This is a genomic window from Geodermatophilus sp. URMC 62 (assembly GCF_052931475.1).
In genome coordinates, this window is the sequence record NZ_JBRFHY010000001.1 from 635,798 (window position 1) to 654,127 (window position 18,330).

The following is an 18,330-nucleotide window of genomic DNA, read 5'->3' on the forward strand; positions in this document are numbered from 1 at the left end:
CGCCGGGTGCGCCCTCACATCCGCTCCGGGGCGCTCACGCCGAGCACGTCCAGGCCGTTGCGCAGCACCACGGCGGTGGCCGCGCACAGCCACAGCCGCGCGGTGGTCAGGGGGCCGGCCTCCTCGTCGCCGCGCGGCAGCACCCGGCAGGCGTCGTAGAAGCGGTGGTAGGTGCCGGCCAGCTCCTCGAGGTAGCGGGCCACCCGGTGCGGGGCGCGCAGCTCGGCGGCCGAGGTCAGCACCCGCGGGAACTCGCCGATCGCCCGCAGCAGGTCGTTCTCCCGCTCGTGCGTGAGCAGCCCGGCGTCGACGCCGTCCGTCCCGCCCAGCGACAGCCCGAGGTCGGCGGCGTTGCGCAGCACCGAGGCGATCCGGGCGTGCGCGTACTGCACGTAGAAGACCGGGTTGTCGTTGGTCTGCCGGCTCCACAGGTCCAGGTCGAGGTCGATCTGCTGGTCGACCGAGGCCCGGGCCAGGGCGTAGCGGGCGGCGTCCTTGCCGACGGCCTCCACGAGGTCCTCGAGCAGCACGACGGTGCCGGCCCGCTTGCTCATCCGCACCGGCTCGCCGTCGCGGACGAGGTTGACCAGCTGGCCGAGCAGGATCTCCAGGTTGGCCTCGGGGTCGTCGCCGACCGCGGCCACCAGCGCCTCGTAGCGGCCGACGTAGCCGGCGTGGTCGGCGCCCAGCATGATCACGACCTTGTCGAAGCCGCGGGTGCGCTTGTCCAGGTAGTAGGCGCAGTCGGCGGCGAAGTAGGTCGGGTCGCCGTCGCTCTTGACCAGCGGCCGGTCCTTGTCGTCGCCGAAGTCGGTGGTGCGCAGCCAGACGGCGCCGTCGGCCTCGTACACGTGGCCGTTCTCCCGCAGCCGCGCGATCGCCTTCTCCAGCGCGCCGGTGTCGTGCAGCGTGCGCTCGCTGAAGTAGACGTCGAACTCGACGCCGAACGCGGCGAGCGTGCGCTTGATCTCGGTGAACATCAGCTCGACGCCGCGCTCGCGGAAGCGCTCCTGCTGCTCGGCCTCGGGCAGGTCGAGGACGCCGGGCTCGGCGGCGACGACCTGGGCGGCGATCTCGCCGACGTAGTCGCCGGCGTAGCCGTCCTCGGGCACCGGCCGGCCGTGCGCGGTGGCCATCAGGCTCTTCGCGAAGCGGTCGATCTGCGCGCCGGCGTCGTTGAAGTAGTACTCCCTCGTGACCGTCGCGCCGCTGGCCTCCAGCAGCCGGCCCAGGGCGTCGCCGACCGCGGCCCAGCGGGTGCCGCCGATGTGCACCGGGCCGGTCGGGTTGGCCGACACGAACTCGAGGTTCAGCTTCTGCCCGGCCAGGGTCGTGGTGCGGCCGTAGGCCTGCCCCGCGGTGACCGCCTCGACGGCGATGCGGCCCAGCGCACCCTGGGCGAGGCGGATGTTGAGGAACCCGGGGCCGGCGACGTCGACCGCGGCGATGCCCGCCTGCGCACGCAGCTCCTCGGCGAGGACCTCCGCGACCTCGCGCGGCGGCCGCCCGGCCGGCTTGGCCAGGCGCAGGGCGACGTTGGTGGCGTAGTCGCCGTGCTCGGGGTTCCTGGGGCGCTCGATGACGACCTCGTCGGGGACGGCGACGGCGAGCGTGCCGCGCTCGACGACCGCCCCGACCGCGGTCCGCACGAGGTCTCGCAGCTGCTCCGGTGTCACCGCGTCATCGTAGGCAGCGGACACGACGCGCTTCCCCGCCGCACCCGCGCGGTCGGGGGAGCACAGAGGGAACCGACCTAGACTCGCGGACGAGCAGCGGCCGCGGGGCCGGAGGCCCTCATCGTGGGCTCCCCCGCCCGAGAGCACCACCCGGAGCCGCCGCACACGAGGACACGACCGCCGCCGGACGGCGACGGAGCCCGAGGACGAGGAGAGCCCGTGGCCAAGGACCGCAAGCCCGATGCCGGCCGTGCCGGGGGCGGCTCGAGCCGGTCGGGCTCCGGCGCCCGCCCGGCGGCGAACCGGGCCGGCAACCGCGGGCGCACCCGGCCGCCGACGCAGGTGGTGACGCAGCAGCGGCCGTGGGGGCTGATCGCCGCGGCCGTCGCGGTCGTCGTCTTCGCCGCCGCCGCCATCACCTACGCGGTGGTGCAGGTGCGGCAGGCCGACGCCGAGCAGATCGACGCGCTCGACGAGATCGCCGGCATCCAGAGCTTCGACTACGCCGCGGGGCAGGAGCACGTGAGCACCCCGGTCGACTACGAGCAGTCGCCGCCGGTCGGCGGGCCGCACGACGGCGAGTGGGCCGACTGCACCGGCACCGTCTACGACGTCGACATCCGGCACGAGAACGCCGTCCACTCGCTGGAGCACGGCGCGGTGTGGATCGCGTACAACCCCGACGAGGTCTCCGGCGACGACGTCGCGAAGCTGGCCGAGCTCGTCGACGGCGTCTCCGGCCGGCTCATGTCGCCTTACGCGGGGCTGGACTCCGCGGTCAGCCTGCAGTCCTGGAACCACCAGCTCAAGGTCGACTCGGCCGACGACCCGCGCATCGAGCAGTTCGCCGACTTCCTCACCTTCAACGGCGACGTCGAGGGCCACTACCCCGAGATCGGCGCGAGCTGCGAGAACCCGACGTTCGTGACCGACCCACTGGTCGTCGGCGACGGCAGCCGCGGCACGGGCGCGATGACCACCGACGCCCCGACCACGCCGACCCCCCAGTGAGCCCGCGATGACCGCCACCGCCGTCCGCCCCGACCAGGACGCCCCTGCTCCCGCTCCCCGCGGGCGCGGGCTGCGCGCCGTCCTCCTGGCCGTCATCGCCGTCGCGCTCGTCGCGCTCGGCGGTGGGCTGGCGGTGGGGCTGGGCATCGGCCACGAGCGGACGCCGTCGACCGACTCGGTCGACGCCGGGTTCGCCCGGGACATGTCGCTGCACCACCGGCAGGGCGTGGAGATGGCCAACCTGGCGCTGGAGCGCAGCACCGACCCCGAGATCCGGCAGATCGCCTTCGACATCTCCAGCACGCAGACCAACCAGGCCGGCCGGATGGAGGGCTGGCTGTCGCTGTGGGGCCTGCCCCGCTCGGGCGGGGAGCACATGGCCTGGATGGGCGGCGAGCACGCCGGGCACGACATGGCGTCGATGCCGGGGTCCGACGGCGCGCTGATGCCCGGTATGGCCACCGAGGCGGAGCTCGCGGACCTGCGGTCGCTGTCGGGGACGGCGTTCGACGTCGAGTTCCTGCGGCTGATGATCCGCCACCACCAGGGCGGCCTGGAGATGGCGCAGTACGCCGCGGAGCACGCCGCCGAGCCCGCGGTGCGCACCCTCGCCCGCTCGATCGCCGACACGCAGACCGCCGAGGTCACCACGATGGCCGGGATGCTGACCGCGCGGGGCGGGACGCCGCTGCCGGCGCCCTGACCGCCCGTCGGCGGAGGGCGCGGAGGGGGCTGGTAACTTCTCCCCTGCCCCACCGCGAGCCCCCGTAGCTCAGGGGATAGAGCACCGCCCTCCGGAGGCGGGTGCGCAGGTTCGAATCCTGCCGGGGGCACTTCGTATAACGCCTGGTCGGAGCGGGGATGTCCCGCTCCGCCGGGCGCCGCCGAGGTCGATGACCTCGGCCTCGGGCAACACTCGGGCAACAGCAGCGGCGCGCGCGGCCGCCATCGCCTCGGCCACCTCGTCCAGCCGGTCGCCGAACAGGTGCCCGTACTGGTCGAGCGTCATCGCGGCCGATGGGTCGACCTGCCGGTGGGTCAGGTAGCGCCGTTCCCGGCCGACGGCCCGGGGCAGCTTGATGCCGGCGGCGAGGTTCCTCGCGAGCCGGCCGTCGCGTACGGCCAGGTCCAGGATCAGCGAGAGCACGCGGTCGACCTTGCGCACCGTGGCCGGCTCCCCGTGAGCCGCCAGCCGTGTCACCCACCGCTGCACCTCGGCATGAGAGACGTCGGCCAACCTGACCGTGCCCCAGGTCGGCGAGATGTGACGGCGCACGATCCCGGCGTAGCGCTCCAGGGTCGAGGGCTTCAGGTGCACCTGCCCGGCGAGCCACCGGTCGGTCCACTCCCCCACGGTCAGCCGGGCGAGGGCGGGAACGCGGGCAGCGCCGCACCTGCCAAGAGCTCGTGACGAACACGTCGGCCGCCCGCGAGAGCTGGAGCTCGAGGACCAGCGGCTCCTGCGGCCTGCCCCGGCTGGGCCAGCACGTTCACGGTGGCGCCGTAGGGCCGGCGTCGCGGTGTCGCTCGCCTGGACCCCCGGACGCCGCGCTTGCGCCCGCCGACGCGGACGGCTGAGGTCGGCAGGATGGACGTCTTCCGAGCGGCGGAGCTGTCTGAGCACCGGCAGGAGGTCGCGGAGGCCGTGTGCCTGCTCGTGGCACCCGGCGACAGTGAACTGCTCGCGCTCGCGGCCGAACGGCTGGGTGTGAGTCCGGCCACAAGGGCGACCCTCGCCGACCCCGCGCGGTCTGCGCGGGCTGACCTGACTCCCGAGTCGGTCGTCCTCACTCTGTGGACGATCGACGTTCGGAGCGAGCCGTCTGTGGCAGTGGCCGCGTCGACAGGCCGCGGGCTCCTCGTGGTCGTCGACGAGCCGGTTGCCGGAGCCGTGTCCACGGCGGTGAGCCGTGCGGACGGCCCGGTCCGAGCCCTCGCCGCTGCTGCGCTCACCATCGCCGACCAGACCGAGCAGCGCGTCGCCGCACTGGCGGAGAGCGCCGAGGACGTGGACGTGGCGACGAACGGCTTCTTCACCGGTGAGCAGCGGCGCACGATGGTGGCGTTCCGCGCACGGCTGCTCCGCCTGCAGCACCAGTGCGCGGCGCAACAGCGCGTGCTCACCCGCGACGCCGACCTCTCCGAGGCCGTACCAGGGCTGGCGTCCGCTGCCGAGCGCTACGCCGCGGCCGCCGACAGCGCTGCTGCGGCCTACGCGGCCCTCGGCGACGCTCTCGACGACCTGCGCACGACCGTCAGCGAGCGGTTGACGATCGTCAGCACGGTCTTCCTGCCCTTGACGCTGGCGGGCGGCTTCTTCGGCATGAACTTCGGCTGGATGGCCGACCACCTGGACGGCGCCACCGTCTTCGTCGTCCTGGGCATCGTCCTCCCGGTCCTCATGACCGTGGCGACCATGCGGGTGGTGCGTCGGCTCAGCGACTGATGCGACGCACGACCTCAGCAGCGCCGTCCGGAAGGAGCCCGGGACCGGGGGGAGGCGGCAGGACACCGGCGCGACGCAACGGCCACCAGCCGCGGGTGGCATGCGCGCTGTCGGCCGTGGTGCCGAGGGGCAGGCGTCGTCCCGCGGGCAGCGCTCCGGCCGGCCCGCGCCGGATCCGTCCCGGCCGCAGCGAGCGCGGCCGGGACCTCGGGGCTACTTCTTGCCGAGCTTGGCCTTGAGCGCCTCCTTGCGCTCGGTGAGGTCCTGCTTGATCTCGGCCTTCTTCACGGCCCTCTTCTCCTGGCGCGCGGCCTTGTCGGCCGCCTGGCGGGCGTCGTCGAAGGCACGCTGCGCGATCTCGAGCTCGGCCAGGACCTCTTCTGCGGGGCGCCGGGTGAGGACCCCGCCAAGGCTCGCCGCGAGCCCATCGAGGATCTCCTCGGTCGACTCCTCGACCTCGGCGAACAGCGCCGTGCCTCCGGCGGGGATGGCCGCGCTCACGGCGTCCAGCAGGAGCGTCGAGTCCCCGGCGCGCTTGACGTCGTCGGCGCTGCCGATGAGAGCGCCAGTCGCCCAGCCGAAGAGCATGCCGACGGGGCCCCCGAGGATGCCGAACGTGAGACCGACGAGTCCTCCAGCGGTCCATCCCGCGCCGCCGACGTTGTCCACCCCGTCGGGCACGCTGAGCAGGCCGTCAGCGTCGCGCTCGACGACCGCGGCCGACAGGACGTCGACGCGGCCCTCGAACCCCGCCCCCTTCAGCTCGCTGAGAGCCTCGAAGGCCCTGCTGCGCTCGCCGAAGGCGATGGCGATGACGTTGTGGGACATGGTGATCTCCGGGGTCGAGTAGTGGTCCTTGGGGTGCACGACCAGACTGCTCGCGCGAGAGCCCCCTGCCCACGGTCAAGGTGACCGGCGTTCCGACGTCGCGCTGGGCACAGTGCCTCAGCCGTACGTTCCAGTCGTGAGCCTGACCGCGAGCAGCGTCCACGACGTCGTGCGGAGCCTCGACTGGCCGCACGCCCCCGAGCTCGTCCTGCCTCCGCCGGAGGCGGCCCGGCTCGTGGGGGTGTTGGGTGAAGGGGCGACGCGCTGGGTCGCCGGGGCGGTCGAGCAGGCCATCGAGGAAGCCCGGGGCGCCGGTGGCTCCGACCTGATGGCCCCCTGGGACCGGGTCCGCTGGCGGTTGCAGCGCACCATCGCGGACTGCCTGGTCCGCATGGTCGCGGGAGACGTGTCCACCGTGCCGGACGGCACCAGCAGGGACGCGGTCGTCATCCAGGACATCGTCGGACGCGACGTCGACCTGCCGACCTTGACGGCCCTGGTCCGCACGTTGCAGCACGCGCTCCTGCAGCTGTTCCTCGTGCACGCTCTCCGACGGCCTGAGGGCGCAGCGGCCGCGTCGCAGGGAGTGCACATCCTCACCTCCGCCCTGGACGGCTGGGTGGACGACCTGATCGTCGACGTGGTCGCCGAACGACAGCGGGCCCTCGAGTCGACCCACACGCGTCGCCGCGCCGTCGTCCAGGCGCTGCTCGCCGGGAACGCTGTTGACACTGGTGCCGCGTCAACGCTGCTCGGCGTGCCGTTGGCGGGGTGGCATGTCGCCTGCGTCGTCGGTGCTGCCGTCGGGAGCACTGTCGAGAGCAGCTCGGTCGCGCGCGTGGCCGCTTCCCTGGTCAGGGCCGTCGGCGGCGGCACCGTGCTCCAACACGAGAGCAGCACCGGTCAGGTGGCCCTGTGGGTGTGTGCTGAGCGACCAGGGCGGGCGCCGGAGCCGGCGGGACTGGAGATCCCCCCGCCGCTCGTCGTCGGGGTCGGTCGTGCGTGCAGCGGCCCGAGCGGACTGCGCCGCACCTACGTGGAGGCGAGCGACGCGATGCGGCTCGCGCGCCGCTCCGCTACGTCGCCGTTGCGCTACGCCGACGTGGCACTCGCCGCGACGCTCAACCAGGACGAGGAACGCGCCCGGTGGTACGTCGAGCACACACTGGGTGACCTCGCCGGACCCGACCACGACATGGTCACCCTCCGTGCCACCCTTCGGGCCTTCTTCGCGACACGCATGCGGGTCGCGCCCACCGCGGAGCTGTTGTTCCTGCACCGCAACACCCTCATCAGCCGCCTCGACCGGGTGGAGCGGCTCCTCGGACACCGCGTGTCCGAACGCACAGCGGAGGTCCAGGCCGCTCCTGCTCAGCGAGCTACCCGCCGACTCTCCGGCTGCACGCACCGAGTAGAGCCTGCCACCCGCTCGTCGCCGCAGTCAGCTGCGCACGTGCCGCTCCCGTCGTCGCTCGGCCGACGACGTCGTAGCTCGCCGCACCACCGGAGCGACGCCGGCGTCGCCATCCAGCGTCCCGAGCGCCGCAGGTCCCGCCTGCGCGTGGCCAGGAGCTCCAGCAGCAGCGCCGCAGCCGCCGGCTCGACCTCCACTCCCGGAGGGCACTGACACGAGCACGACTCTCAGTTTGCTGTGAGCGCACAGCGGTCCCTACGTTGCCGGAGTGGCAAGGCGGACCGCGAACGCGCCGTGCTGGGGCAGGTCCTCGGCGCGCTCCGGCTGCATGTGCGAGCAGTCGTGGGGAACGCCGTCACGAGGGTCCCGAGAGGCAGGCGCTCGGGGGTGTCAGGACCGCCTCTTCCACCCGGTGACCTCCGCTCGGCCCGCTGTGCGGCCGCACGACCCCCTGGCAGCGGCCGCGCATGTCCAACGGTCGGCTACGGCACGAGAACGCCCCCACTGAACACCGCTTGCCCGATGGCTGGTCGCCTGCCGGACGCCCGGCTCGAGATCGGCATCTCGCGTCCGGCACGTGGACACGCAACCGCCAGGTCCTACTGAGAGGCACGTTCATGACCCTGACCTCACTCGCCGACGCGCTGTACGCGCGCTTCCTCGCGACCATCGCCACGCGCCTGGTGAAGGCAACGCCCATCAGCCTCACGACCCGCTCCGTGCCGGCGACCGAGACCGTCTCCATCCCCACCCGGCACGGGAGCATCCGCGCCTTCGTCACCCGGCCAGCCGCCGACGCACCGCTGGCATCCGGGACCCCGCCGGTCCACCTGCACTTCCACGGCGGAGCGTTCCTGGTCGGCGCCCCGTGGCAGGACGAGCACCTCGCGCGGCTGGTCGCCGGCGAGGTCGGCGCGACCGTCGTCAACGTCGACTACACGACGGCGTACGGCACCCGCTTCCCGCGGGCCCATGAGGAGGCGTACGACGCCTTGCGCTGGGTCCGCTCCTCCGGCCAGGCCATGGGGTGGGACGCCGATCGGGTGTCGGTCAGCGGCGTCAGCGCCGGTGGCAACCTGGCCCTCGCGGTGATCGAGCAGGCCCGCCGGGCGGGCGACCCTCCGCTGCGCGCGGCGGCGCTCATCGTCCCGTTCGTCGACGCGGCAGCAGGGGCGGCGGAGTTCGTCAGCCCGATGCCCGCCGGCAGCGGCGCGCCTGCGCCGTTCGTGAATGAGCGACTCGTCCGGGTGAGCCAAGAGAACTACTTCGCCGACGCTACCCGCCGCACCGACCCGCTGGCGTCCCCCGTGTACAACGACGCCGGGATGGCCACGCTGCCCCCGACGCTCGTCGTGACCGCCGAGCGCGACTCGGTGCGCGTGTTCGACGAGCGTTTCACCGACAAGGCCCGCAACGCAGGCGCGGCGATCGACTACCTGTGCATCCCCGGGGTCGACCACGGCTTCCCGGAGAGCAGCAAGGAGCAGGACCAGGCGGGGATCCGTCAGCTCGCCGAGGCCGTCCGGGCCCACCTGACCGAGCACCTCGACCCGGCACGCCCCGCCGGGACGTCGACCTCCGGTGTCCCCTCACACCTGGGAGAGACCATGCGCGCCCTGCACGTCCCCGCCGCCGGAGCCGCGATCGAGCTCGGCGACCTGCCCACCCCCACCGCCGGCGAGGGCACGGTGCTCATCCGGGTCAAGGCCGCCGGCCTCAACGCGCTCGACAACGGTCTTGCCAGCGGGATGATGGCCGGGATGATGCCGCACGAGTACCCACTCGTGCTCGGCCGCGATGCCGCCGGGGTCGTCGAGGGCGTGGGTGACGGGGTCAGCGACCTGGCGGTCGGAGACGAGGTCTTCGGTCACGTCCTGCTCGTGCCGCCCATTAAGATGGGCACCCTCGCGGAGTACGCCGTCCTGCCCGCCGCGTCGGTCGCCAAGAAGCCCGCGGGCCTCGACGACGTCACGGCCGCGGCGCTGCCGCTCGCCGGCGCCGCCGCCGCGCAGTCCGTCGACGCGGTCCAGCCGCAGTCCGGCCAGACCGTGCTGGTCAACGGCGCGGACGGCGGCGTCGGCTCCTACGCCGTCCAGCTGCTCGCCGCCCGCGGCGTGACCGTCGTCGCGACGGGGACGCCCGCGTCCGCCGACCGCCTGCGCCAGCTGGGCGCGACCACCATCGTCGACTGGACCGCTGGTCCGGTGGTGGACCAGGTCCGCGACGCGTACCCCGACGGCGTCGACGCGCTGGTCAACGTCGCCGGCTTCGACCCGGCTCAGGTGCCGGCCGGCGCGGTGCGCAGCGGCGGCGCCGTCGCCAGCACCACCGCGCTGCCCGACGAGCAGGCGCTCAGCACCGCCGGGCTCACCGGCACGTCGATCATGGCCCGCCCGACGCGCGAGGTCATCACCCCGCTGGCCGAGCAGGCTGCCAGCGGCGCCCTCACGGTCAGCGTCTCCTCGGTGGTCCCGCTGGAGCAGGCCGCCGACGCCCTCGGTGCGCTCGCCGCAGGCAAGGCCAACGGCAAGATCGTCGTCACGCTCGACGCATGAGGACTCGCCCCGCGCCAGCCGCATCCCGTGCGGCTGACGCGGGGCAGCCGCGACCGCGGCCCGAGCCGGGCTGACATCTCGGTGGAGTCGGTGCGCCGTTGGTCCGGCAGGCTGACATCGACGACGGCGTCGTCGAGGGCCATACCAGTAGCGAGCGGTCCGAGCTGGTGCAGTTGCGCCGCAAGCTGCGCCGGCTGGAGATGGAGAACGAGGTACTGCGCCGGGCCGCGGCCTACTCCGCGCAGGACTCGCTCCCAAGATGACGCTCCTGTGTCTGTCAAGTAGCGGTGGCGACTGCTGGTCCATGGTCGAGCAGTCGCCAGATCCGTCGTGCCCGTACCGGTCCGGCGTCATCGCCGCGGGGACGGCACCGACCTCGCTCCCTCGGGTGAGGCGGCCCGCCCGTGCATGGCTCCGCCGGCTCCCCCGCCCGGATCGTTTCCTCCCCACGAGCGGAGGAGGACGGGGATGTGGTTGTGGAACGACTGGACCGATGCGCTGCAGCTGTGGCTGGCGGTGACCGCGGTGGCGGTCCTCCTGCTGGCCCTGGTCGCTGCCGCGGATCGGTGTGCACCCCACCGGGCCGCAGCGGATGACGACGATGCGGACCTGACCGCCGAACTGCAGCGTCGAGAGTGCGCCACCAGCCACGTCCGGCCAGCAGCGTCCCTGGGCTCCGAGGTCGAGGACACACGCGGCTGAGCCAGCAGCCACTGCCGACCTGGGGGAACTCGCGTCCGTCTCAGCACCCGCCGCCGGCACCGCCACCGCCGGCGCCGCAGTCACCGCCGTAACCGCCCCCGAGGCCACCCCAGTCGGCCACGGCCCACCCGGCTCCGGCGCCGTGAACCCAGGTCGCCGAGCGGCTCCGGAGGGCCTCCCGCCCGCTCGACTCCGGGTCCGCCGGTGGATGCGGCCGAGGAGGAACGAGGACGACCGCCCGTAGCAGCTCGCCGTCCGCCCACGTCCGAGGACCACCCAGTGCCACCGCGTGGGCCTCGGAGCGCCCGACGAGCGTCGAGTCGGACCGGAGGCGGCGGAGGGCGCGCCGTCCGGCCCGGGTCAGTCCGACGGCCGTCCAGGGCCACTCCCCCGTGGCGTCGACGCCGCCGCGCCGGGAGACCAGACCGGCCTGCCGGAGGCCATCGGCGAGAGCGACCAGCCGGGCGTCGGTGCGCACCCGCCGGACGACCCCGTCGAGCGACCGGCGGGCGTGCGGCTCTGCTGCGTCGAGCACGGCGGCCTCGACGGGGTGCCGGGGATGGGGGTCGACCACGTGCACCTCGGCGATGGACCGGAAGACCTGCAGGCGCCCGGCCTCGATCAGGGCCACCACCGCGGCGTCGACCACCCGGCGCGGCCCGCCGGCGAGCAGGGCGACCTCGTACAGGTCGGAACCGAGGGGGACGTGCGCTCCGGTCATGCCGTCGTCCTTGCTCGAGGATCGGATGCCGCGGTCGGGCACAGGATCCCAGGAACCACCGCATCCCGGCGCGACGTACACGCCGGCTCTGATCGGCCGCTAGCCTCGGGCCGCGTGTCCGACTCGGTCGAGCAGCCCGCGGACCTGCACCGCGTTCGGGCGTCCTACGACCGGGTGGCCGACAACTACGTCGCGATGGGGATCGGTGACCTGTCACCGGCCCCGTGGCTGCGCGCCGCTCTGGGAGCGTTCGCCGAGGACGTCCGCGCCCTCGGGCCGGTGCTCGACGTCGGCTGTGGCCCGGGAACGGTCACCGCCCACCTCGCGGAGCTGGGCGTCGACGTCTCCGGTGTCGACCTGTCGCCGCGGATGATCGCGTACGCCCGCCGGCTGCACCCCGGACTGCGGTTCGTCGTCGCCTCCGCCACCGAACTGGACCTGGCCGAGGCCTCCCTCGGTGGCGTCCTCGGCTGGTGGTCGCTGTTCAACCTGCCTCGCCACGTGCTGCCCGACGTGCTCACCTCGTTCGCCCGGGCGCTGCGCCCGGGCGGGCAGCTCCTGCTCGGGATGCACGTGGGCGACGGCGACGTCGAGCGCACCGAGGTCTACGGCGAGCCCGTCACCTGGACGACCCACCTCTGGCAGCCCCGGCAGCTGGCCGCCCTGCTCGCCCGGGCCGGCCTGCAGCCGGTCGCCGAGCTGCGGCTGCCACCACCTGCTGCGGAGCCGTCGGCCCTTGCTCTGCCGGGCCAGGTGGTCCTCGCCGCGCGGCGGCCGGGCTGACCCCGTCCGACTGTTCGACCAGTCATCCGGCACCGGCTACGCGTCGTCGGGCGCGGTCACGACCTCCCGGGGACGTCGGCGGGCGCCGTCACGAGGCCACCTCCACCGCGGCCTGCGCCGGCGCGAGCTCCTGCCAGAGCGCGCGGGCCAGCGCGTCGTTCTGCCGGAAGAACGGAGCATTGGTGCCCGGTCGGGCGAAGGCCGCGATCTGCGCGCCGGAGGTCCAGTAGCCGGCGGCGAACAGCCGGGGGTGCGGGGCGCCCACGGCGTCGACCACGCGCTGGGCGGCGTCGACGTGCAGCCGGCCCCCGCCACCCCTGCCGGCCGCCTCGTCGCGCTGCAGCAGGCCGCTGACCAGCGGGTCCGGCGTCACGGCGACGTCGGGGGCGGGCAGCCGCGCCTCGACCAGGGCGCGGGCCTCGGTGACGCCGTCGACACCGGCCGACGTCGCCCGGAACAGGCCGGTGGAGGCGTCGAGGTCGATCTGCACGTCGCCGCCGAGGAAGCGGACGACGCCGGCCTCGGAGAGCGCGACCAGCTCCTCCAGCCGCGGTGCCGGCGGACCGCTGGCCAGGTAGCTGAACAGGTTCATCCACCAGCCGGCGACGTCCTCGGCCTCCGAGCGCGGGGAGAGCCGGCCGGTGGCGGCGAGGGTGGCCACCGTGCCGTGGCAGAACAGCAGCGCGGTGAAGACCGCGGCGTCCGGGCTGTGGGCCGGGTCCGCGGCGCGGGCGAGGTCGGCGCGGACGTGGGCCCGCAGCCACTCCTGCAGCTCGTCGGCGTCGGCGAACCGCCGGTCGGCCAGCGGGCGGTTGCGGGTGGGCAGGTCGAAGCGGTCGGCGGGGTCGGGAACGGCCTGCGCGACCAGCGCGTCCACGCCGTCCGGGTCGCTGGCGAAGCGCTCGGCGAACTCGTCCCAGGCCATCCGCGTCCGCTGCGGGTGGGCGCGGAACAGCTCGGTGTAGTGCGCCCACGCGAGCTCCCGCTCGATGACCGGCGCGAGGTCCACGCGGAGGTCCAGCTGTCCCGGGCCGAACTCCTCGTCGATCGCCGCGGGGGTGAAGAAGCGCAGCGGGACGGGCGGGCCCGGCCAGACGTAGCCGAGCTTCGCCCGGTAGGGCACCCCGCGGCGGGACCCGACGTGCAGCACCGGCTCGCGCCCGGAGGCGAGGTAGCGCAGCCGGCCGTCGTCCCCGCGCTCGAACTCCCCGCCCCGGCCACTGGTGAGCAGGACGACGAGGTCGACGAACGCGAGCCCGGCCCCGCGCACGAGGACGTCCTCACCGGGCCGGAGCGCCGAGAGGTCCAGGTCGGCGGTGTAGCCCGGCGGCACGTAGGTGAGCCCGCGGGCGGCGGCCCAGCGCTGCGTGGCCCGCTCGGCGGTGGTGGGCCGGGCGTCGAGGTGGCCCTGGGCCAGCAGGACGACGTCGGCCGCGAGCACCCGGCCGTCGGCGAGCACGACGTCGGCCCCGTCCGGCCGGGGCCGCACGTCGACCGCCCGCTGCCGGTGGCGGTGCACCCGCACCTCCGGCTCGCCGGCGGCCACCACCTGCTCGAGGACCCAGCCGAGGTAGGCGTTGACCAGCGGCCGGGACGGGAACGACGTCGGGGTCAGCCGCCGCGCCTCGGCGCCGACCGGGTCGGCCTCGGGCAGCGTGCGGCCGACGCGCTCGACCCACTGCCACAGCGTGGTCCCCTCCCCCACCGGCCCGTCGACGACGACGGAGCGGTCGGGCAGCACGGTGACGTCGGCGACGAGCGAGTTGGCCCACAGCAGCCGCGGCTGCTCGGCCCGCCAGACGCGGCCGCCGCCCGGCGGGTGCGGGTCGACCAGGTGGACCTCGAGCGGCCGGCCGTCGCGCAGCTCGACGGCGTTGGCGACCAGGCGCTCGAGTACACCGACGGCGGTCGGGCCGGCGCCGACCACGCACAGGACGGCGGGACGGGTGGACGGGAGGGTCATGAGAGGGGGGCTCCAGGCCGGGACGTCGCGGGAGGGACGGTGGTCAGCGGGCCCGGCACAGGGCGCTGCTGGTGCGGAGCAGGTCGATGTGCCGGCGTCGCGACAGGACCGGTCGGCGCACGCGTCCCCTCCTCTCCTCACCCGGGACCAACAGCGGGCCCGCGGCCGGCCTTCCCGCGGTCACCGGGGATCTCCGCACGCCGCGGGCGAGGGCGGCCGGCGAGCCGGGGCTCCGCGCCGGCACTCGTGACCGGTCCCGGGCTCCCGGGGAACGGACACGTCCGTCACACCCGATCGGGATGGGGTAGTCCACTGTGTGGCATGAGCACGATCGCCGTCGTCGGCAACCCCAAGCCCCGTTCCCGCACCCGCGCCGCGGCCGAGCTGGTGGTCGAGCGGCTCACCGGCGCCCCGCCGGACGTCGTGGTCGACGTGGTCGACCTCGGTCCGGGCCTGCTCGGCTGGGGTGACCCCGCGGTCGGCGCGGCGGTCGAGGCGCTGGAGGCCGCCGACGTCGCCGTCGTGGCCAGCCCCACGTACAAGGCCACCTACACCGGGCTGCTCAAGCTGTTCCTCGACCAGGTGGGCACCGGCGACCTGGCCGGCGTGGTGGCCGTCCCGCTCATGCTGGGCGGCGGGCCGACCCACCACCTGGCGCCGGAGCTGCTGCTCAAGCCGGTGCTGGTCGAGCTGGGGGCGACCGCACCCACCCGCGGGCTCTACCTGCTGGAGAAGAGCTGGGACGACCCGGCGGCCCTGGACCCGTGGCTGGCCACCGCCGCGCCGCAGGTGGCCGCGGCGCGGCGGCGCTGAGGGGACGGCCGTCAGGGCAGGGGCGCCAGGCCCAGGTGGTCGCGCAGCGTCGTCCCCTCGTAGTCGGCGCGGAAGACACCGCGCTCCTGCAGCAGCGGGACGACGGCGTCGACGAAGGGGTCCAGCCCGCCGGGCACCAGGTGCGGCACGAGGATGAAGCCGTCGCTGGCGTCGGACTGCACCAGGTCGTCGATCTCCGCGGCCACCGTCTGCGGGCTGCCGACGAACGACTGCCGGCTCTGCACCTCGATCATCAGCTCGCGGATGGAGTAGCCCTTCTCCGCGGCGAGCTCGCGCCACTGCCGCGCGGTGGCCAGCGGGTCGCGGTACATGCGCACCTGCGCCCGGCCCTGGGCCACGTGGGTCTCCCCCACCAGCGGGTCGACGTCGGGCAGCGGGCCGTCGGGGTCGTAGTCGGACAGGTCGCGGTTCCACACCTGCTCGAGGAACCGCAGCGCCGTCTGCCCGGACACCTGCTGGCGGCGGATCTCGTGGGCGAGCTCCGCGGCCTCGGCGTCGGTGTCGCCGACGACGAACGTGGCCGCCGGCAGGATGAGCAGCTGGTCGGGCGTGCGCCCGTGCTTCCCCAGCCGGCCCTTGACGTCGCGGTAGAAGGCCTGGCCGGCCTCCTTGGTGGCGTGCCGGCTGAAGATCGCGTCGGCGGACGACGCGGCGAACTCGCGGCCCTCCTCCGAGTCGCCGGCCTGGAAGACGACCGGCCGGCCCTGCGGGCTGCGCGGCACGGAGAACTGCCCGGCGATGTCGAAGTGCGCGTCGGTGCGCGCGAACGCGCCCGGGTGCGGGTCGCGCAGGAAGACCCCGGACTCCTCGTCCGCGACCACCTCGTCGCCGCGCCACGAGTCGAACAGCTCCCACGTGGTCTGCAGGAACGTGCGGGCGCGCTCGTAGCGCTGGTCCTGCGGCAGGAAGCCGCCCCGGCGGAAGTTCTCGCCGGTGAAGGCGTCCCACGAGGTGACGACGTTCCAGGCGGCCCGCCCACCGGTGAGGTGGTCGAGGCTGGCGAACTGGCGGGCCACCTCGAACGGCTCGTTGAACGTCGAGTTGATCGTGCCGGTCAGGCCCAGCCGGTCGGTGACCGCGCCGAGGGCGGCCAGCACGGTGAACGTGTCCGGCCGGCCGACGACGTCGAGGTCGTAGATGGCCCCGTTCTGCTCGCGCAGCCGCAGCCCCTCGGCGAGGAACAGGAAGTCGAACTTCCCGCGCTCGGCGGTCTGCGCGAAGTGCACGAACGAGCTGAAGTCGATCTGGCTGCCCGACGCCGGGTCGCTCCAGACGGTGGTGTTGTTGACGCCCGGGAAGTGCGCGGCGAGGTGCACCTGCTTGGTCACGGTCTCTCCTGTCACGCGACGGTGGCGTCGTCGCGGGCGTAGCGGTTGGCCGGGCGCGGCAGGCCGAGCAGCCCGCGCAGCGTCCCCGCCCCTGCCTCGTACCCGGTGCGGAACGCGCCGCGGCGCTGCAGCTCGGGCACCAGGCCGCGGGTGATGGCGGTCAGGTCGTGCGGCAGCGCGCCGGGGCGCAGCCGGAACCCGGTGAGCCCGGCGGCGGCCCACTCCTGCAGCAGGTCGGCCAGGTCCGCCGGCGTGCCGGCGACGACGAGCGCGTCGCTGCGGTACTCCGCACCCGCCCGCTCGTCGAGGCGCTCCCTGCGCGCGCGGGCCGCGGCCGCGTCGTCGTCGAGGAAGACGACGACGTCGCCGAAGAGGTGCACCCGCTCGCCGGCACGGCCCGCGGCCTCCTGCGCCTGCCGCACCTCGGCGACGACGGAGCGGGCGTCGTCGGCGTCCCGCGGGGTGACGAAGCCGAGGTCGGCGGACGAGGCGACCAGCTCGTACGGGATGCGCTGGTGCGCCAGCGCCGCGACCAGCGGCTGGCCCTGCGGCGGGCGCGGGGTGATCGACGGGCCCTTGACCGAGAAGGAGCGGCCCGCGAAGTCGGTGTAGTGCAGCTTCTCGCGGTCGACGAACCGGCCGGTGGCGACGTCGCGGATCTCCGCGTCGTCCTCCCAGCTGTCCCACAGCCGGCGGACCACCTCGACCCAGTCGGCGGCCTCGTCGAACGCGTCGCGCAGCACCTGCTGCACGGCGGGGTCGTCGCGGTCGACGCGGGTCAACTCGGGGAACTCGCGCCGGCCGAACAACCGGGCCTCGTGCTGCGCCAGCGACACCCGCACCTGCACGCCGGCGCGCCCGCCGCTCACGAAGTCGAGAGTGGCGATCGCCTTGGACAGGTGGAACGGCTCGGTGTGGGTGACCAGGGCGGTCGGCACCAGGCCGATGTGCCGGGTGAGCGGCGCGACGCGGGCGGCGACGAGGACGGCGTCGAGCCGGCCGCGCACCCGGTCGGTGCGGTCGTCGGGCCGGAACCGGTCGTCGGACTGCAGCGCGAAGGAGTCCTCGAGGGTGACCAGGTCGAGCAGGCCGGCCTCGGCCTCGCCGACCAGGTCGGCCCAGTACCCGGCGGTGAACAGCTCCGCCGGGCGGGCGTCCGGCTCACGCCAGGCAGCGGGGTGCCAGCCGGCGCCGTCCAGGGCGACGGCCAGGTGCAGGTGGCCGGTGTCCAGGGGGTCAGGCACGGGAGGACTCCTCCAGCCGCTCGTACGGGATCCGCTCGCCGGCCTCCACGGCCACGGGCAGCCGGTTCTCCGCGGGCGGCAGCGGGCAGGTGGCCAGGTCGGTGTAGGCGCACGGCAGGTTGGTCGCCCGGGTGAAGTCCAGGAGGACCGAGCCGTCGGGGCCCGGCACGCCCAGTGCCAGCGACCGGTTGGCCGCGTAGGTAGTGACGCCGCTGGTGGCGTCGGTGAACAGCACCACGAGGCTGCCGGGGTCCTTGCCGGGGAAGGCGGTGAGCGCCAGCGGCTGACCGTCGAGCTCGAACTCGACGCGGCCGGGGGCGTCGTAGACGTGCAGCAGCCCGTCGACCGCGGCGCCCACCGTGGTCGGCCGCGGCTCGTCGAACGGGACGTAGCGGCCGGGGACGGCCCAGCGCGGGTCCGGCTCGTAGGCCGGCGTGCCGCGGAAGCGGGCGCGCAGCGGGTTGTCCGGGTGCCGCGGCCGCAGGATGTCGTGCCCGCCGCGCTTGGCGATCTCCAGCACGGTGTCGCCGTAGGCGGCCAGCACGCCGCCGCGCTCGGGGACGACGCCGAAGGAGTGCCGGCCGGCCAGCGGGACGCCGTCGAGGGCGAGCTCCTCGCCGGGGTCGAGGACGACCTCGACGCCGTCCGGGCCGGTGGACCAGGCGCCGGGCACGCCGTCGAAGCGCCGGGGGTCGCCGGTGAGCCAGTGCAGGGCGGTGACGGCGAGGAAGCCGTGCGGGTCGGCCAGCCGGGCCTCGTGCTGCCGGTGCCAGTCGGCCCAGGCGCGGGTGAAGACGTCCCGGTCGGGAAGGGTGGTGGTCATGA

The 18,330-nt window shown here is 74.6% G+C and carries 17 protein-coding genes, 1 tRNA gene and 1 pseudogene; 10 read left to right on the forward strand and 9 right to left on the reverse strand.

What is annotated here, in order from left to right; all coding sequences use genetic code 11:
- Positions 1 to 14: 14 nt before the first annotated feature.
- Positions 15 to 1,676, reverse strand: coding sequence for an arginine--tRNA ligase (gene argS / locus ACU616_RS02985; RefSeq protein ID WP_446757006.1), 1,662 nt, complete (start codon positions 1,674 to 1,676; stop codon positions 15 to 17).
- 219 nt (positions 1,677 to 1,895) lie between these two features.
- Here argS and ACU616_RS02990 point away from each other — a divergent pair, with 219 nt between their 5' ends.
- The 3 genes from ACU616_RS02990 (at position 1,896) to ACU616_RS03000 (ending at position 3,520) form a co-directional block, all read left to right on the forward strand.
- Positions 1,896 to 2,687 carry a DUF3105 domain-containing protein gene (locus ACU616_RS02990; RefSeq protein ID WP_446757007.1) on the forward strand — a complete coding sequence of 264 codons (792 nt, stop codon included), beginning with the start codon at positions 1,896 to 1,898 and terminating at the stop codon, positions 2,685 to 2,687.
- A 7-nt stretch (positions 2,688 to 2,694) separates the two neighbouring features.
- A complete protein-coding gene (locus ACU616_RS02995) occupies positions 2,695 to 3,390 on the forward strand; it encodes a DUF305 domain-containing protein (protein ID WP_446757008.1) in 696 nt (231 codons plus the stop codon).
- A gap of 58 nt (positions 3,391 to 3,448) precedes the next feature.
- A tRNA-Arg gene (locus ACU616_RS03000) sits at positions 3,449 to 3,520 on the forward strand.
- A 257-nt stretch (positions 3,521 to 3,777) separates the two neighbouring features.
- On the opposite strand, the pseudogene ACU616_RS03005 reads toward ACU616_RS03000, so the two are convergent.
- Positions 3,778 to 4,311, reverse strand: a pseudogene (locus tag ACU616_RS03005) (N-terminal phage integrase SAM-like domain-containing protein); the annotation flags it as partial.
- On the opposite strand from ACU616_RS03005, the gene ACU616_RS03010 reads away from it, so the two are divergent.
- Positions 4,276 to 5,133, forward strand: a complete 858-nt coding sequence (locus ACU616_RS03010) for a CorA family divalent cation transporter (protein WP_446757009.1) — start codon at positions 4,276 to 4,278, stop codon at positions 5,131 to 5,133. The pseudogene ACU616_RS03005 and the gene ACU616_RS03010 sit on opposite strands and share 36 nt — an antisense overlap.
- A gap of 213 nt (positions 5,134 to 5,346) precedes the next feature.
- Here the strand turns inward: ACU616_RS03010 and ACU616_RS03015 are convergent, their stop codons facing one another.
- Positions 5,347 to 6,000: a DUF1269 domain-containing protein gene (locus ACU616_RS03015; protein ID WP_446757010.1), complete on the reverse strand. Its 654-nt coding sequence runs from the start codon at positions 5,998 to 6,000 to the stop codon at positions 5,347 to 5,349.
- A 97-nt stretch (positions 6,001 to 6,097) separates the two neighbouring features.
- On the opposite strand from ACU616_RS03015, the gene ACU616_RS03020 reads away from it, so the two are divergent.
- From ACU616_RS03020 to ACU616_RS03035, 4 genes are all read left to right on the forward strand, one after another.
- Entirely contained in the window at positions 6,098 to 7,588 is a 1,491-nt protein-coding gene (locus ACU616_RS03020; protein ID WP_446757011.1) for a PucR family transcriptional regulator, read from the forward strand.
- A gap of 404 nt (positions 7,589 to 7,992) precedes the next feature.
- Positions 7,993 to 9,930, forward strand: coding sequence for an alpha/beta hydrolase fold domain-containing protein (locus tag ACU616_RS03025; protein WP_446757012.1), 1,938 nt, complete (start codon positions 7,993 to 7,995; stop codon positions 9,928 to 9,930).
- A gap of 98 nt (positions 9,931 to 10,028) precedes the next feature.
- Entirely contained in the window at positions 10,029 to 10,193 is a 165-nt protein-coding gene (locus ACU616_RS03030; protein ID WP_446757013.1) for a hypothetical protein, read from the forward strand.
- 205 nt (positions 10,194 to 10,398) lie between these two features.
- Positions 10,399 to 10,632, forward strand: coding sequence for a hypothetical protein (locus ACU616_RS03035; RefSeq protein ID WP_446757014.1), 234 nt, complete (start codon positions 10,399 to 10,401; stop codon positions 10,630 to 10,632).
- A 40-nt stretch (positions 10,633 to 10,672) separates the two neighbouring features.
- Here ACU616_RS03035 and ACU616_RS03040 read toward each other — a convergent pair whose 3' ends face one another.
- A complete protein-coding gene (locus ACU616_RS03040; RefSeq protein WP_446757015.1) occupies positions 10,673 to 11,353 on the reverse strand; it encodes a TIGR04222 domain-containing membrane protein in 681 nt (226 codons plus the stop codon).
- A 114-nt stretch (positions 11,354 to 11,467) separates the two neighbouring features.
- On the opposite strand from ACU616_RS03040, the gene ACU616_RS03045 reads away from it, so the two are divergent.
- Positions 11,468 to 12,136: a class I SAM-dependent methyltransferase gene (locus tag ACU616_RS03045; RefSeq protein ID WP_446757016.1), complete on the forward strand. Its 669-nt coding sequence runs from the start codon at positions 11,468 to 11,470 to the stop codon at positions 12,134 to 12,136.
- A gap of 88 nt (positions 12,137 to 12,224) precedes the next feature.
- On the opposite strand, the gene ACU616_RS03050 is transcribed toward ACU616_RS03045, so the two are convergent.
- Together ACU616_RS03050 and ACU616_RS03055 are read right to left on the reverse strand one after the other, a co-directional pair.
- Entirely contained in the window at positions 12,225 to 14,099 is a 1,875-nt protein-coding gene (locus tag ACU616_RS03050) for an FAD/NAD(P)-binding protein (protein WP_446757017.1), read from the reverse strand.
- Positions 14,100 to 14,142: 43 nt separating this feature from the next.
- Positions 14,143 to 14,412, reverse strand: a complete 270-nt coding sequence (locus tag ACU616_RS03055) for a putative leader peptide (RefSeq protein ID WP_446757018.1) — start codon at positions 14,410 to 14,412, stop codon at positions 14,143 to 14,145.
- Positions 14,413 to 14,420: 8 nt separating this feature from the next.
- Here ACU616_RS03055 and ACU616_RS03060 point away from each other — a divergent pair, with 8 nt between their 5' ends.
- Entirely contained in the window at positions 14,421 to 14,912 is a 492-nt protein-coding gene (locus tag ACU616_RS03060; protein WP_446757019.1) for an NADPH-dependent FMN reductase, read from the forward strand.
- Positions 14,913 to 14,923: 11 nt separating this feature from the next.
- On the opposite strand, the gene ACU616_RS03065 is transcribed toward ACU616_RS03060, so the two are convergent.
- From ACU616_RS03065 to ACU616_RS03075, 3 genes are read right to left on the reverse strand one after another with little or no spacing between them, the layout of a single operon-like run.
- A complete protein-coding gene (locus tag ACU616_RS03065; RefSeq protein ID WP_446757020.1) occupies positions 14,924 to 16,261 on the reverse strand; it encodes an NtaA/DmoA family FMN-dependent monooxygenase in 1,338 nt (445 codons plus the stop codon).
- 11 nt (positions 16,262 to 16,272) lie between these two features.
- A complete protein-coding gene (locus tag ACU616_RS03070; RefSeq protein ID WP_446757021.1) occupies positions 16,273 to 17,505 on the reverse strand; it encodes an LLM class flavin-dependent oxidoreductase in 1,233 nt (410 codons plus the stop codon).
- Complete coding sequence (locus ACU616_RS03075; protein WP_446757022.1) at positions 17,498 to 18,328, reverse strand: DUF1684 domain-containing protein; 831 nt, start codon at positions 18,326 to 18,328, stop codon at positions 17,498 to 17,500. Before ACU616_RS03075 ends, ACU616_RS03070 begins: the two co-directional genes overlap by 8 nt.
- Between the last annotated feature and the right edge of the window lie 2 nt (positions 18,329 to 18,330).

Excerpts from the sequence above, each read along its gene's own strand:
- ACU616_RS02995 (WP_446757008.1), top strand. The coding sequence starts at position 2,695 with ATGACCGCCACCGCCGTCCGCCCCGACCAGGACGCCCCTGCTCCCGCT.
- ACU616_RS03010 (WP_446757009.1), top strand. The coding sequence starts at position 4,276 with ATGGACGTCTTCCGAGCGGCGGAGCTGTCTGAGCACCGGCAGGAGGTC.
- ACU616_RS03025 (WP_446757012.1), top strand. The coding sequence starts at position 7,993 with ATGACCCTGACCTCACTCGCCGACGCGCTGTACGCGCGCTTCCTCGCG.
- ACU616_RS03035 (WP_446757014.1), top strand. The coding sequence starts at position 10,399 with ATGTGGTTGTGGAACGACTGGACCGATGCGCTGCAGCTGTGGCTGGCG.
- ACU616_RS03040 (WP_446757015.1), bottom strand. The coding sequence starts at position 11,353 with ATGACCGGAGCGCACGTCCCCCTCGGTTCCGACCTGTACGAGGTCGCC.
- ACU616_RS03050 (WP_446757017.1), bottom strand. The coding sequence starts at position 14,099 with ATGACCCTCCCGTCCACCCGTCCCGCCGTCCTGTGCGTGGTCGGCGCC.
- ACU616_RS03060 (WP_446757019.1), top strand. The coding sequence starts at position 14,421 with ATGAGCACGATCGCCGTCGTCGGCAACCCCAAGCCCCGTTCCCGCACC.
- ACU616_RS03075 (WP_446757022.1), bottom strand. The coding sequence starts at position 18,328 with ATGACCACCACCCTTCCCGACCGGGACGTCTTCACCCGCGCCTGGGCC.